The organism is Enterobacter sp. DTU_2021_1002640_1_SI_PRY_ASU_LCPMC_013 (genome assembly GCF_032389435.1).
GTDB classification, from domain to species: Bacteria; Pseudomonadota; Gammaproteobacteria; order Enterobacterales; family Enterobacteriaceae; genus Enterobacter; species Enterobacter hormaechei_C.
Genome location: NZ_CP135594.1, coordinates 3,114,788 through 3,127,910 on the forward strand (window position 1 = coordinate 3,114,788; position 13,123 = coordinate 3,127,910).

Genomic DNA, 13,123 nt, shown 5'->3' on the forward strand with positions numbered 1-13,123 from the left:
TTTTGAACTTCAGTGTCTTCCCTGGCCTGTTGTTTTGTTGAGCTGCAATAGGATCCAGTTCCTGTTGCGTTTATTGGTCTTCCGATTAGCCAGTCACTCCCCTTGACGAGACGAGGTAAAACGGACACTCCGTATTTCCGATTGTTGACTGACGCACAGGCAGGTTCCGGATGAACTTTGAGGCTCACAACAACATGTTTCAGGAGTCCGGCCATGCTCGACCTGTTTTGCACCCGATCCGGGCCGGTACGCTTTCCCTCGGCAATAGCCTGCGCCTTATACATTGCTCTGGGGCCAGCCAGCCAGGCGGCCAACGCCGTCGAGGTGACGGTCTTTACAGACCGGTTCGTGACACTGACATCCACGGCCAACGCCACTGTCATCCGCCTCGATGCGGTTCAGGATATCGAGGCCAGCCTCGCGGAGGATCTGCCCCATGATCCGAATCACGCCCAGACCATTGCCCTGGGACGCCTGCAGCAGGGCGGAGCACGGCTGCAACGCGATCTGACGTCCGCCTGGCAGGGCGTGGCGGATGCATGGATCCTCAGCATTTCGAGCGTTCCCGCAGTCGTGGTCGACCGGCGCTACGTTATCTACGGCGAACCGGACGTAGCCAGAGCAGTTGCTCGTATTGAGGCATACCGGAGGACGCAGCCATGAAACGCACTCGCCGCCTCCGTGCAGTAATTACAGCACTGATGTTTGGAAGCGCGTCGTCAGCTTCCGCACTCAATACTGCAACGATCACAGCTTCTGCTCTGTCTCCGGACTGCCTCGAATACAGGGTCGTCGGGATCTGCTACTGGCTCTTCTGCACGACCTTCGGCTGCTCGGTACGAACATCAGTGAAAGTGCGGCACTATGTGCCGGATGCCGTGGTATCCAGCTACGCCAGTACCGGCGCGAACCCGTGGGTCGAAGTGCGGGCCATGAGCATGCCGAACACCACGGCACAGGCCGGTGGCGATGGCACGACAAACCAGGGTCACGAAAACAACCTGTCGAAATTCAAGAACGCTGACGTGATCGGCCATCCCGGCAGCGCGGTCCTGGGGCAGCTCGCCAGCGCTTCGGGCTATTCCTGCAAGGGTGCCGGCACTGCCTTCATGCCATACCTGCTGAGTACACTCGATACGGTGGCCTGGCGCTACAACGTGCCGGAGACCGTCTATCCGGAAGCGCTGCTCCCCGGCATGCGGGAGATCGGCGCGCGAACCTCTCTCAACCTGTGGGGCTCCGTCTATCCGAGGGGCGGTTTCCTCCACCAGACCGACGATTACAAGAGCGGAGCCGTTGTCGCGCAACGCGCCGGCGATATCGTCACCCGCCGTGGCCAGACCCATGTCTACCAGCCCCTGCTTGCCACTGCGCGCGACGGCTACTGGCCGGCTGGTGAGCTTGTCGAAGGCGATGCCGCCACGGGCAAGTGGCAGGAACTCACGCCAACCATGTCCCGCTCGTGCGCCATTTTCCCCCATTCAAACCAGCGCGTACAGGCCCTTCAGGGTGACTATGCCTGGACTCTCTGGCGGCCATACAGCTGCTGCCAGCGCCGGGGCCAGACATTCCTTGGCAGCGTGGACTTCGGTGGAGGATATGAACGATGACTTCATCCCCCCTCACTCCTGCTGTCCACAAGTATTTACGTCGGGGCCTGCTCGTTTACGCCCTGACGGCAGCATCCTCTGGGGTCGTCGCCCAGACGAGCGTCAACGACTATGGCCTGCAACATCGCGGCAGCGTCATCGGCGACGATGTGCTGTACAGCATCGGCGGCGGCCGGGCTGTATCAATGACTGGCGCGGCCAACATGCGCTCGATCGGCGTTGGTACTGGCTGGAACAGCAATCTGATTTGCGGCGACATGAGCCTCACCACGACCCTTCAGAACCAGTTGAACGGGATCACCAACGGTTTCCAGACCATCATGTCAAACGTGATCCAGAACGCCACCAGCGCGGTGGCTTCTTTGCCCGCGCTCATTATCCAGCGCGCCGATCCCGCTCTCTATAACCTGCTCTCCAATGGCGTCCTGCAGGCCAGGCTCGACTTCGATCGCTCGAAGCTCACCTGCAGGGCAATCGCGAACCGGATGGCCGACACGGCAGGTGGCCAGCTCGGCTGGGACCAGCTCGCGGAAGGCATGGCGCTCAAGAAGGCCGTTGCCAGTACTGATGCGGTTTCCGCAATCGAGGAAGCCGAGAGCAGCAAGGGCAATGAGGGCGTTCCGTGGGTGGGTGGGAATAATGCCGGTGGAACAGGACAGGCACCTGTCCGCGTGGTCGCCGACGTAACGCGTGCCGGCTATAATCTGGTCAATGGCCGCAGCATTGATGACACGTCCTCCATCGATTCCGGCAGTTGCGGCGACCGGCTGACATGCCAGACCTGGAGTTCTCCCCAGGCTGCAGTCACCTGGGCCACACGAGTGCTTGGTGAGCAGGAACAGCGCACATGCGAGAGCTGCACGAAGACGCAGACTACACCCGGCGTCGGGCTAACCCCGCTCATCCAGGAAGAATACGAGGCCAGGCTGGAAATCCTGCAGGAACTTATCTCGGGCAGCCAGCCGATGAGCTTCGACAACCTGCAGAAAGCCAGCAGCACGTCGCTACCAATCACTCGTGGCGTGATCGAGGCGCTGCGTGATGAACCCGACCAGGACATTCTCGCACGGCGCCTTGCTTCCGAGGTTGCGCTCGCCAGCGTACTGGAAAAAGCCTTGCTGCTTCAGCGCACGCTGCTGACAGGGCGGATGGAGCCGAATGTGGCAGCGAACGAAATGGCCCAGGATGCGGTCACGCAGGAGAGCAACATTCTCGACCGCGAGATCAACAACCTCAGGACCGAGCTCGAACTGCGCCGTGAGCTGGCTAATAACTCCCCGATGCAGATCATCCAGCGCCACAGCACCCGGGCCGCGGGTTCGCGCGGCGTATACCAGGGTGATCCCATCCCCAATCGCCTCGACGAGTTGCAGCGCCCGCAATCGGGAGGAAGCAATCCATGATCCCGGCCTGGCTTCGCTGGCGATGGCTGTTCAATCGCCGCGTCGGTTACGCACTGCTCTTAACGGTCCTGCTGTTCGCTATGGCGATCGCCATCAACGTGATCGGCATCCGTGTGCTGGGCAGCATCGAGAGCTGGGAGCGCTGGATGGACGAGCATACCGGCTATTTCCTGGCCTGGCGTCTGCTGCTCTACACGGGCATCGCCTGCGGATGGCGATGGATGCGCAAACGGGTTCTGGATCGCGAACCCGGTACGGCATCACACGAGCGCCTTATCCGTGTGGAAATCGCCGGCGTGGCAGCTCTGGTGGTCCTTGAAGGCAGCTTGCTGCTGCAATCCCCTTAGGACGGAGGACTCAATGACGCTCTACACGTCCGATTACCTTGAGTATTACCTGACCCTCGTCGGATGGATCGTCCACAACGGCATATGGTCGGTCCTGGTTGCCAGCGGCCTGTTCGCGCTTCCGTTTCTCACCATCGTGATTCAGGAGTGGCTGAAAGCGCGCGCGGAAGGGGCCGATGAAGGCAACAAAGGCATGCTCTCCTCAATGCGGATCGAGAACCGGGTGTTCGTCGCCATCGTCGTTATCATGTTCGCCGGCATTCCGTTCATCGACGTGGATCTCAACACCATCAGTTTTGACCAGTCACGCTCACGCCAGTGCCAGGTAAACGTCCCCGCGCCCGGCGATACCGGCTGGAGCCAGTCATTCACCACGCTCAACAACCAGTCCGCCAAGGTACCGGTCTGGTGGTTTTTCATGCACTCGATCTCGAAGGCGGTCACCAGCGCCGCCGTCGCGGCAATCCCGTGCGGAACTGACCTGCGGCAGATGCGGATGGACATCGACAACACCCGTATCGACGACCCCCTGCTGGCTCAGGAAGTAACAGATTTCGCGCTCAACTGCTATGGCCCCGCGCGGGCCAGGCTGTTCATGAACCGGCCGAACCTCAGTGAGGAGCAGATGGCTGACGTCAGTTGGATCGGTTCAAGTTACTTTATCGACACGCCGGGATATTACGACACCTACCGCTCCAGCACACCCCGCGAGTCCTGGCCTTACAATGACAGTCGCGATGCCGGATTGACTGAGGTACCGAGCGGTGCCGGATATCCGAATTGCCGGGAATGGTGGTCAGATGGCTCAACTGGCCTGCGCGCTCGCCTGCTGGCTCAGGTCAATCCCAATCTGCTTTCGCGCATGGCGAACTGGGCCGGCTTCATCTCCAGGACCGAACTGGACGATTCGGTGATCCGCGCGATTGCCGCTCCCCGGCAACAGAAACTGAATCAGGGCACCGTCTACACTGACTACGGCGGACAGATCGACAAGACCTTGACGAATATCGTGACGAGGGGGGCGGGTGATGCGGGGTTGGGGGTTGGCGCCCTGGGTTTCTTCCCGGCGATGGACGTCATGCGCCAGGCGTTGCCCATGTCGTTGTCGCTGCTCAAGATGGCGCTGGTGATCTGCATCCCACTCGTGCTGGTGATCGGCACCTATGACCTGAAAACCCTCGTCACGGTGAGCGTGGTACAGTTCGCCCTGTTCTTCGTCGATTTCTGGTTCCAGCTGGCGCGCTGGGTCGATTCCACGATCCTGGACGCGCTCTATGGCTGGGGGTGGGGCTACAACCGTCCGATGACCAATTTCGATCCGGTGATGGGGCTCAACAACGCCTTCGGGGATATGCTGTTGAACTTCGTCATGGCGACGATGTTCCTGGTGTTGCCCGGGTTCTGGCTCGCCGGCCTTGGCTGGATTGGGATTCGTACGGGGCACACACTTCAGGGACTTACTGAAGGAACCAAGGGTGCTACGCAAGCTGGCTCGAAAGGTGCAGGAGCCATTTCCGGCAAGCTGAAGTGATTTTACCGGTCAAAGGTCCTTTTCATCCGGATAATCCGGGTGATCGTAGTCATTGTAGATCACGGGATCGTAGCCTGGCGTTTTTCTAAGCTCATGAATATCGAGGAACGGCCACTCGTCCTCTTCCGCTGCATCGCTGCTTCCGGCTGATCGGGCAAGTGCGACTAAGAACAGGAATATCATGGCCAGCCAGAAGGCGACATAGAAGATAACGCCGAGCACCCCAAGCTTGACGGCCCACACCAGAGCGGTTGCGACACCACCCGGTGTTCCAACAGAAACCAGCCACACGACGACCCTATGCTCGCGGCGCAGATAAGCACGCCAGACCTGGCCGAGCCAACGGCCGAAACGTTTTGCAATACTGTTGCGGGTTGTTGTATTCATGCTGATCACCTGCTCTGCGTTGCACGATAGCTCCAGTTGCCTCCTGCTCGCCTAGTGCAATCATTTCACTACGAATGGATTTCGTATAGTCAGACTGTCTTCCAGTATCTGCCCGTGATTCATGTCCTCGCTGTAGAGCGTGCTGCAATTGGCTGATGCTGCGGCCGCCACAATGCAGGCGTCGTAGAACGACAGGCGATGTTGTTCCGCCATCCACCGGGCCTGATCGTGGGTCGTCTCCGTCAGCGGAACGACCCTGCAAAAGCTGCGCACCAGTTCCAGGAACTGGGCGATCTCATCCCAGCTCATCTGAAGCTTGCGCTGGCACACGTTTGTAACCTCGTTGAGCACCTGCACGCTGATGACAGGGTAAGTCTTCAGCAACGCCTCCGCACTATCGGCCTTGGCCGCATCGGCCGATAGCAGATAAAGCACCACATTGCTGTCGAGAAAATGTTTAAATTTAGCCACGGGCATTGGCTTCGTCACGACTGAAACTGAAATCTTCCGGCAGCTTGCCGCGAAAAGCACGCAGACGTTCCAGTAAGGCATCGGCACCGGGTTTTTTGCGAACCGCGAATGTACGCGGATCATCCACGATGATTTCGATATCGTCCCCTTCACGCAACTCCAGCGCTTCCACCAGCGTGGCCGGGAGACGCACGGCGAGACTGTTACCCCATTTGGCGACTTGCATGCTTAACCTCCTCCATAGATATACTTTGCCATTGTATATCCAACACGCCTAAATGCAAGGTCCTGCTGTGCCGCATCCGATGAACGGCGTAAAAAATCCGTGTTCGCCACAGGGGAATATCTCTTACAAGAGGCTTGAGGGTCAATGGACCGAAAACGTACGCCAAGAGCATAACCGTTTGATAAATTTATATTTATCTATGAATCATTGCCCTGTTTTTTTACATTGCTCGGTAGACGAATGTTCTGGTAGCATGACATGCATCGACGGAGGGTCTTGCCATGCCTGATAAATGTTTTCCCCATTTCCAATCAGATACCGATACTGTTATTCCCGTTTCTGTCGTTAGAGGGATACCTCCCGGACAATGCCGTGCTGCTCTCCATCTTTTTTGGAACGCTTTTTCCAGAAAATTGCGTTTCACTCTCGGAACTGAGAAGAAGACCCTGCGATTTCTTGAGCGTTGTATAGCTCCAAAACAAACCGTATGTGCGATTGATTCTGCCGGGCAGCTTGCTGGTTTTGCTGCTATTAAAAGTAGCCAGTGTGCGTTTATCAATCCAACACTTGCCACTTTTTTCAATGAATACGGAATCCCGGCAGGTTTTGTTCGCGCATTAATAATGAATCAGCTGGATTATAAGCCTGCCGTTAATGAATTAATGATAGAAAGTATATGTGTAAACGAGTGTTATCGGGGAATGGGGATTGGACAAATCCTTCTTTCGCATATTAAATATTTAGCTGTTCAGCAGGATAAAAACCTTACTCTGGATGTTATTGCAGAGAATAACGGTGCAAGAAGACTTTATGAACGTACCGGGTTTTATGAAATTGGGCGAAAAAAACTCTTTTTTTCCGCCCCTCTGTTTGGCTTTCGGCACGTAATAAGAATGCAGTTTAGTCCTCACAGTCCTGATTCAGGATCCATGATGAGACAGTCCTGAGTGCCCCGGGCGAATATGCGTATTTCCCTGACAGCAGAAACAATCCCTGTTTCCAAAAGGGCCACTGAGAGGAAAGCTGATAATCAAACCATTCACTTCGTAAAAGCCCGTGAGTTGCCCCCGGCAATTTCCTGATACAGCGGGGAGTGCCCGCTGGTAGTGCTTTGGCCCAGACTGCGGTTGTTTCATCAGCGTCTACATTCCGGTCATCCTTGCCCATCAGAATTAACACCGGAGTATGTGTGGCGGAAATATCTTTCGTCGCATCAGCCAGGGAATTCCTGCGTTCGAAGTCCTGGCGCATACATTGGGAGTTGCAGGGAAGAACAACTGCTTCTTCTGTAAACTGGCGGTCAAAAACCACTGCTTCATGTTTTTTAGCATCCTGAATATCATTCAGGGAGCGACCTTCGACTTTAAGTCGTTGTCCTGTATAATATATGCTCTGATCTCGCCAGTTTATCGCCGCACCTATCAGTACAGTAAATTCAGTTGTTGTAAGTTGGCTTGCCTGCGGTACAACCCAACCTGCCTGCGAGAAGCCAAGATAACCTCCGCGACTTTTTTTTAGCTCTGGCTGTTCTCTCAGTTTTTTTAACGCCAAAACCGCCTCCTCTGCGCGATCTGACATCGTCTGTGCCAGCCAGTTACCTGTACTATTACCCACACCAGGTTTATCCCATGAAAAAACAGCAATTCCCTGTGAGACAAGAAATTTAACCAATGGAATATATCCACCTTCTGACCAGCGGTCCTGAGGTCCGTCTCCATGAACTAAAAGCACAAATGGAGGAGAAACCTTACCGGGAGGAAGAATCAACGTCCCCACCAGAACATCGTTATTATGCTTAAAAGATACAGTATGTTGTTGCCCGTACTCTGAAAGATCGAAATCAGATAATCGGGTAAGTAAAAAAATAATGAGAATGACAATCATAATTGAAAATGACACAATATATTTAAGCATATATAACTCTTTATAATTTATAAAAATCAAATATCAGCTGATTCTTTTAATACTTAATAAACGGTTGAGCGTGCAATATTGAGTTCCCGTGATATTTTTTGTTGCACTGTATCCATTGTTTTAAGGGTTATTATTTTTGACCGTTCCACAGTTCGTTTACGTCCAAAACGAACGCCATTCAGCCTAGCTTCCTGTCGACCTTCATTTGTGCGCTCCAGTACTCTTCTTCTCTCAGCCTGCGCCACGGCAGTCAAAATAGTCACCACCATTTTCCCCATTTCACCGTCGGTACTAAACTCGTCGTCGATAAAACGGATAGCCACTCCCTGGGCGTCAAATTTTTTTATCAGTTGGATCATATCGGCGGTATCGCGACCATGACGGTCAAGTTTATTAACCAGAACAACATCACCGTCTTCCACTTTCATACGCAGCAGGTCCAACCCCTCCCTGTCGGTTGAACTGTCGGATGCCTTATCCGTAAATATAAGGTTTGCTTTCACACCTGCGTCTTTGAGTGCTTTGACCTGAAGATCAAGAGATTGCTGATTGGTTGAGACCCAAGCATAACCAAAAAGTCGCATAAAAATGTACCTTAAATCGAATATCGGACAACTCCTGTCTATTATTACAAATTTACGATTTAATAGACATATAAATGTAGCCATTTTACGATGTCCGATAATCTATAATATTTCGGACAGTTACAAAGTTGTTAACAAATAACCGTCAGGAAGGTTCAGACAGCAACAGGCTGCGGGTGAACTCCGTGGACAGCCACCCCAGCTCGGTGTTCATGACCGCTTCACTGTGCGCCGCCCCGGCTTCCGGCCAGAAGAAAGCGATGCCGATATATTTAATCAGCAGGCTCAGCAGCAGCGAGGATAGTACCACACCCACTAGGGCCCACGGCCAGCCCCAGAGCAGGTTATACAGCATGCCGTGTTTGCGCTCCGGCAGCGTTTGCTGCTGCTGGGGACGTTTTACCTCAGCCATTCTCGCCTCCCGTGACCGGCACGTTCAGGACCGGACCGTCCCGCCACCAGGATTCACCGCTGTGATAGTTGCGCCGCATCTCCTCCGCGATTTTCTCAATACTTTCCGGCATCAGCACATCATCAGCATCCCCGGCAGGCAGCGGCATGCGAATCTTCCATAGCTGCCCGCCTTCCAGCAGGGCAAACGCCTGCCCTTTCGGCAGCGTCACGATATCGGCCGGCTCCAGCAGCGGGACTTTTACCGTCCCGACGCGGTCCTGGGTGCTGGAGGTAAAGTCCTGGTCAGCGTTGACATCTGCCGTGTCCTGGTGCCCGGAGACCAGCGTTTTGGTGTAAATCTCCACTTGCGGCAGCTGCGTGGTCAGCAGCTCGGCGGTGCGGTTTTCCCTGACACGCAGCATAATGAGGTTGTTGAAGTTACCCTGTACCTGGGCCGTCTTGGCCGCATTCCCGATGCGTGCCTCAATATCCGAAGAGGTCTGGGCATCAGAACGTTTACGGCTCATGCCTGTTTCCTCTCGCTGTGGTAACCAAAGTCATAGCTGCCTTCCTGAAATGCCGAAAAAAGCGTATAGCGCCCGTCAAACTTAATTTTCACCGTGCCGGTCGGCCCCTGCCGCTGTTTACCGACAATGATTTCAGCCACCCCGGCATCAGGGGTCCCGGGGTTGTAAACCTCCTCCCGGTAGATAAACATGATGAGGTCCGCATCCTGCTCCAGCGACCCTGAGTCACGCAGGTCGCCATTGTTGGGACGTTTATCGGCCCGCTGCTCCACCTGACGGTTGAGCTGGGAAAGCGCCAGTACCGGACAGCCCAGCTCATTGCCAAGTGCCTTGAGCGAGCGGGAAGTTTCTGATATTTCCTGGGTGCGCTTTTCCTGTTCGGGGAACGGACAAGCTGCAGATAGCCCAGCATGATGAGAGAGGGACGGCCATATTTACGGACATAACGCCGGGCACGGGCGCGCAGTGTGGCCGGAGTCTGGTAACTGGTGTCATCGATAATGAGGCGGTTTTGCCACTCAATAATGCGGCCGGTGGCCTCAGACACACGGGCCGTCTTCATCATCCATATTGCCGCTGCGAAGCCGGCTCACCTCCACCCGGCCATCCATCGTCAGTCCGCATCAACAAGAAGCGTTCTGAGGCCAGCATCAGCAACAAAACCGGCAAGGTAAGCAGCAAACGTGGATTTGCCTTCTCCACCTTTGGGAGAGATAACGGGAAGTATTATCATTTTGCACATCCAAATCAAGGTGTTGGATGTATGCCCAAATGAATGATCACATTTTTACAACAAAGGGAATAAGCCCTTAACATTTCGGCAATTGGATTGAAAATCCCCGTGTCCTTGGTTCGATTCCCGAGTCCGGCACCAACATTTAGTCCATAGACATCCATCAAAGTTTGTGAATTGCTAAAAATCAGCAAGTTAAATTGGTCTCACTGTACATAACGCTGGCTGGTTAGGCGAACGGGATGTCGAAGGTTTTGTTGGCATAGCGTTACTTGAGATATGCACGGTTGCCACCATCGCGGGCTTTCAGCTGATTATCCGATTTATTGAGCGTAGACTGTAGCGTTCCTGCCGACGTTAAGCCCCGTTGCGCTGACACCAGACGCCGGCAGGAACGCGTCTCGCGAGTCCGGACACTCCGGACTCGCCAGCTTCATAGACTCCACAACCACGCATTGAGGGCTATGACGACCACAGATAACTGGATTCTCAGACGCTTTTCATACTCTGATCGATTGTTTTCAGAAGCGTAGAAGCAAGCGACGTCAGATCCCCTAAGTTCTCCTGGGTACTCAAGTCCATAATATGCAAAAACATCTGGCATAATTTTTTAAATTCCGGCCCTTCTCCCTGAAGACGATCAACAAGACCGGCGATCCCCTTGCTCTTGTCACCAAGTAAGTAATCTTTGGTAACCGGACCGGTCAGAGATCCGTCAACCCTGTCAAAAGCAATCCAGTTGGCAAGTTCATTAACACCACTTGCGGTGGCTGTCGGCCATCCCAGGGATTTAAGATACGTTTTATCGCTTTCTGTCAGATTATCCGCAACGTTGAACGAGGTATATTCCTGACCTGACGGTAAAATTTCTTTTTTAAATTTCGGCTTAAAATTCGCATCGCTCTTTAATGTTTTATCGACAGAACTGACAGTTTCCGGTTTACTGTCTACATGTTCATCTTTCTTTGTTTTAAATAAACCGGAAAAAGAAGTACTGATTTCACTTTTTTTATAATTTATTTGACTGGCTGAATTATTAACATTCACATCTGATACCAGCATATTACACCTCTGTCTGTAATACATAACCGGCCACCCGATGTGACCGGTTATGATTCTACTTAAACATAAAACACGGTGCAATCATATCCATCGATATACGGTGGGTTGAATAATCCGCCAGTAACATTCCCGACTTTCATTGCCAGCGTCAGACGACAGTTAGCAGGAATACCGTCTCCCGTAGCAGTGACCGTGCCACTACCGGACGCAGTGATATCCGCAGTACCCAGTTGAGCTCCAGTCACATTATTATAAATAATTAACATAACTGAAATTTGACTTGTCCAGCTACCATATCCGTCCCGGTCATAGTTATAATTAATATGATCAACTACACCAGATGGGGTAGATCACAGAGGAGACAGTGACCCATTGACTACCCACACGCCTCCTTGAGTAGGGTGTGGACCCAGACCGGCACGATACCAGCTACCGGCGGCTAACGTTCCCAGTGACTGCTCCGCCTCAATGTGTTTTTTTACGATTTCGGCCAGTTCACGGTCTTCCTGACCTGGACGCGTTTTAACAAAAACCACATCATGATGACTTTTCACACCGACATCTGTCGGAAGAATTAACTTACTCATTTATGTGCCCCCTTCCGTTTACAATGACATTATCCGCACCTTAAGCAAGGCGCAATTAAGCATAAGTAGTCAGAGCCGATTCTTTCCACATAAATATTAAAATTTAATTCACCATTTCCATCCATATGGAGTATCTAGCTACTTAACTCTAAAAAAATCAATCCTTGTCACTAACAATAATTAACAAAAAATAAATAAACAACAGTGATAAATACAGTTCAAATAAAAAACTGACGACCGCGACTTACTTTTGCACGTGATTTACCATAACAACTGATTGCCAGCATCGTCTGTGTAACAGCAGGAAGCCAACTGATAAGAAATCCCGGCGATCGCTGAAGGGTGACGATATGCTGGAAGCTTTGAAAGCCTTACAGAGTCGTTCTGATGAAATATTCGGTTATAATACTCAAAAGATATAGGGAATAATATAGAAAAAGACATGGGCTGTAGTTTATTTAAGGGCTAGTCGATATGACCCGCATCAATAAGCGCCATACGAAGATGCTTTTGAATGAAATCTGCTTTATAAATGCTGTATCGGTGGGTATTATTTTCACATAATAGCATCGCATTTTTTTTCATTAAAGCATACTGAACAGCTACGTCATTGTTTTTAATCAGGTAATCACGAAATGCCAGATGTTTTACTATTTGAGCATCCCCAGTGGTAAAAGCATGGATGTGATGACTACGCTGATTTCCTCCTTTTGTGAAGTACCTACGATTTGAAATGCCATGTTCACCACGCACAGTATATCCGGCACGCTCCATTGCCTGATTCAGACTGTCCAGTTCATCAAGATTAGTAACTTCAATTAATATATCTATCACTGGTTTAGCTGATAATCCTGGCACCGAGGTGCTACCAATATGGTAAATCTGGGATATCACTTTACCAAGAGTCATCTGCAACAGAGAACGTTCGCTCTCAAATAACGCAGGCCACATTTCATCATATTCAGTAACAGTCAACATTCGCATATTCAACAATCACCCTTTTAATGTATTTTAAGTATTCACAATAACATAAATCGAATCTGCTGGCTTGCAGACAATACCTGTCTTCATAACGTTTAGGACATTTCAATTTTGCTGGCAGGCGGATATCTGAACTTAGCCTTAACAGGAGAGGCCCTGAGGGCGTTTCCGGTTGCTGACGGGCAAAAGGTGGTGGCAAGAACACCGAAAACGACCGGAAACGCGCCTGACAAATTTTACCTGACTACACAGTCAGGCCGCCAGCTGAATCCTCCCCCTTAGCCAGAAAATAACGCGGGAAGTCCCGCTTTCCCCCCCGGACACACAACCGGACTTAGCACAGTGAAGAATGTCTCGTAAAAACGAC

The 13,123-nt window shown here is 52.4% G+C and carries 14 protein-coding genes and 4 pseudogenes; 6 read left to right on the plus strand and 12 right to left on the minus strand.

Features of this window, described 5'->3' with window-relative positions:
- Nucleotides 1-213: 213 nt before the first annotated feature.
- The 5 genes from RS584_RS14990 to RS584_RS15010 are packed head-to-tail and all read left to right on the plus strand — an operon-like array spanning nucleotide 214 to nucleotide 4,891.
- The gene (locus tag RS584_RS14990) at nucleotides 214-663 is read left to right on the plus strand and encodes a TIGR03757 family integrating conjugative element protein (protein ID WP_315748164.1); all 450 of its coding nucleotides are present in this window, start codon (nucleotides 214-216) and stop codon (nucleotides 661-663) included.
- A complete protein-coding gene (locus RS584_RS14995) occupies nucleotides 660-1,610 on the plus strand; it encodes a TIGR03756 family integrating conjugative element protein (RefSeq protein ID WP_315748165.1) in 951 nt (316 codons plus the stop codon). Before RS584_RS14990 ends, RS584_RS14995 begins: the two co-directional genes overlap by 4 nt.
- Complete coding sequence (locus tag RS584_RS15000; RefSeq protein ID WP_315748166.1) at nucleotides 1,607-3,013, plus strand: integrating conjugative element protein; 1,407 nt, start codon at nucleotides 1,607-1,609, stop codon at nucleotides 3,011-3,013. Before RS584_RS14995 ends, RS584_RS15000 begins: the two co-directional genes overlap by 4 nt.
- On the plus strand, nucleotides 3,010-3,360 hold the full coding sequence (locus tag RS584_RS15005; protein ID WP_315748167.1) for a hypothetical protein: 351 nt from the start codon (nucleotides 3,010-3,012) through the stop codon (nucleotides 3,358-3,360). Before RS584_RS15000 ends, RS584_RS15005 begins: the two co-directional genes overlap by 4 nt.
- A 13-nt stretch (nucleotides 3,361-3,373) precedes the next feature.
- Entirely contained in the window at nucleotides 3,374-4,891 is a 1,518-nt protein-coding gene (locus tag RS584_RS15010) for a conjugal transfer protein TraG N-terminal domain-containing protein (RefSeq protein WP_315748168.1), read from the plus strand.
- A gap of 9 nt (nucleotides 4,892-4,900) precedes the next feature.
- Here RS584_RS15010 and RS584_RS15015 read toward each other — a convergent pair whose 3' ends face one another.
- From RS584_RS15015 to RS584_RS15025, 3 genes are read right to left on the minus strand one after another with little or no spacing between them, the layout of a single operon-like run.
- On the minus strand, nucleotides 4,901-5,278 hold the full coding sequence (locus RS584_RS15015; protein ID WP_315748169.1) for a DUF3742 family protein: 378 nt from the start codon (nucleotides 5,276-5,278) through the stop codon (nucleotides 4,901-4,903).
- Nucleotides 5,279-5,338: 60 nt separating this feature from the next.
- Nucleotides 5,339-5,749, minus strand: a complete 411-nt coding sequence (locus RS584_RS15020) for a PIN domain-containing protein (RefSeq protein ID WP_410493084.1) — start codon at nucleotides 5,747-5,749, stop codon at nucleotides 5,339-5,341.
- Nucleotides 5,742-5,975: an AbrB/MazE/SpoVT family DNA-binding domain-containing protein gene (locus tag RS584_RS15025; RefSeq protein ID WP_315748171.1), complete on the minus strand. Its 234-nt coding sequence runs from the start codon at nucleotides 5,973-5,975 to the stop codon at nucleotides 5,742-5,744. The genes RS584_RS15020 and RS584_RS15025 overlap by 8 nt, the downstream gene beginning before the upstream one ends.
- Nucleotides 5,976-6,256: 281 nt before the next feature.
- Here RS584_RS15025 and RS584_RS15030 point away from each other — a divergent pair, with 281 nt between their 5' ends.
- A complete protein-coding gene (locus tag RS584_RS15030) occupies nucleotides 6,257-6,922 on the plus strand; it encodes a GNAT family N-acetyltransferase (protein WP_315748172.1) in 666 nt (221 codons plus the stop codon).
- On the opposite strand, the gene RS584_RS15035 is transcribed toward RS584_RS15030, so the two are convergent.
- The 9 genes and pseudogenes from RS584_RS15035 to RS584_RS15075 all read right to left on the minus strand — a co-directional run bounded on the left by RS584_RS15035 (nucleotide 6,876) and on the right by RS584_RS15075 (nucleotide 12,759).
- Nucleotides 6,876-7,889, minus strand: a complete 1,014-nt coding sequence (locus RS584_RS15035; protein WP_315748173.1) for an alpha/beta hydrolase family protein — start codon at nucleotides 7,887-7,889, stop codon at nucleotides 6,876-6,878. The two genes, RS584_RS15030 and RS584_RS15035, sit on opposite strands and share 47 nt — an antisense overlap.
- Before the next feature lie 53 nt (nucleotides 7,890-7,942).
- A complete protein-coding gene (locus RS584_RS15040; protein WP_315748174.1) occupies nucleotides 7,943-8,473 on the minus strand; it encodes a recombinase family protein in 531 nt (176 codons plus the stop codon).
- A gap of 148 nt (nucleotides 8,474-8,621) precedes the next feature.
- Nucleotides 8,622-8,885, minus strand: a pseudogene (locus tag RS584_RS15045) (DUF4400 domain-containing protein); the annotation flags it as partial.
- A pseudogene (locus RS584_RS15050) lies at nucleotides 8,878-9,369 on the minus strand (TraM recognition domain-containing protein); the annotation flags it as partial. The pseudogenes RS584_RS15050 and RS584_RS15045, both read right to left, overlap by 8 nt.
- A 20-nt stretch (nucleotides 9,370-9,389) precedes the next feature.
- Nucleotides 9,390-9,958, minus strand: a pseudogene (locus RS584_RS15055) (DnaB-like helicase C-terminal domain-containing protein).
- A 51-nt stretch (nucleotides 9,959-10,009) separates the two neighbouring features.
- A pseudogene (locus tag RS584_RS15060) lies at nucleotides 10,010-10,126 on the minus strand (ParA family protein); the annotation flags it as partial.
- Nucleotides 10,127-10,615: 489 nt separating this feature from the next.
- Nucleotides 10,616-11,188, minus strand: coding sequence for a hypothetical protein (locus tag RS584_RS15065; RefSeq protein ID WP_315748175.1), 573 nt, complete (start codon nucleotides 11,186-11,188; stop codon nucleotides 10,616-10,618).
- 350 nt (nucleotides 11,189-11,538) lie between these two features.
- Nucleotides 11,539-11,775, minus strand: coding sequence for a hypothetical protein (locus RS584_RS15070; RefSeq protein ID WP_315748176.1), 237 nt, complete (start codon nucleotides 11,773-11,775; stop codon nucleotides 11,539-11,541).
- Between the two features lie 465 nt (nucleotides 11,776-12,240).
- On the minus strand, nucleotides 12,241-12,759 hold the full coding sequence (locus RS584_RS15075; RefSeq protein ID WP_315748177.1) for a GrpB family protein: 519 nt from the start codon (nucleotides 12,757-12,759) through the stop codon (nucleotides 12,241-12,243).
- Between the last annotated feature and the right edge of the window lie 364 nt (nucleotides 12,760-13,123).

Excerpts from the sequence above, each read along its gene's own strand:
- RS584_RS14990 (WP_315748164.1), top strand. The coding sequence starts at position 214 with ATGCTCGACCTGTTTTGCACCCGATCCGGGCCGGTACGCTTTCCCTCG.
- RS584_RS14995 (WP_315748165.1), top strand. The coding sequence starts at position 660 with ATGAAACGCACTCGCCGCCTCCGTGCAGTAATTACAGCACTGATGTTT.
- RS584_RS15000 (WP_315748166.1), top strand. The coding sequence starts at position 1,607 with ATGACTTCATCCCCCCTCACTCCTGCTGTCCACAAGTATTTACGTCGG.
- RS584_RS15005 (WP_315748167.1), top strand. The coding sequence starts at position 3,010 with ATGATCCCGGCCTGGCTTCGCTGGCGATGGCTGTTCAATCGCCGCGTC.
- RS584_RS15010 (WP_315748168.1), top strand. The coding sequence starts at position 3,374 with ATGACGCTCTACACGTCCGATTACCTTGAGTATTACCTGACCCTCGTC.
- RS584_RS15015 (WP_315748169.1), bottom strand. The coding sequence starts at position 5,278 with ATGAATACAACAACCCGCAACAGTATTGCAAAACGTTTCGGCCGTTGG.
- RS584_RS15025 (WP_315748171.1), bottom strand. The coding sequence starts at position 5,975 with ATGCAAGTCGCCAAATGGGGTAACAGTCTCGCCGTGCGTCTCCCGGCC.
- RS584_RS15030 (WP_315748172.1), top strand. The coding sequence starts at position 6,257 with ATGCCTGATAAATGTTTTCCCCATTTCCAATCAGATACCGATACTGTT.
- RS584_RS15035 (WP_315748173.1), bottom strand. The coding sequence starts at position 7,889 with ATGCTTAAATATATTGTGTCATTTTCAATTATGATTGTCATTCTCATT.
- RS584_RS15040 (WP_315748174.1), bottom strand. The coding sequence starts at position 8,473 with ATGCGACTTTTTGGTTATGCTTGGGTCTCAACCAATCAGCAATCTCTT.
- RS584_RS15065 (WP_315748175.1), bottom strand. The coding sequence starts at position 11,188 with ATGCTGGTATCAGATGTGAATGTTAATAATTCAGCCAGTCAAATAAAT.
- RS584_RS15070 (WP_315748176.1), bottom strand. The coding sequence starts at position 11,775 with ATGAGTAAGTTAATTCTTCCGACAGATGTCGGTGTGAAAAGTCATCAT.
- RS584_RS15075 (WP_315748177.1), bottom strand. The coding sequence starts at position 12,759 with ATGCGAATGTTGACTGTTACTGAATATGATGAAATGTGGCCTGCGTTA.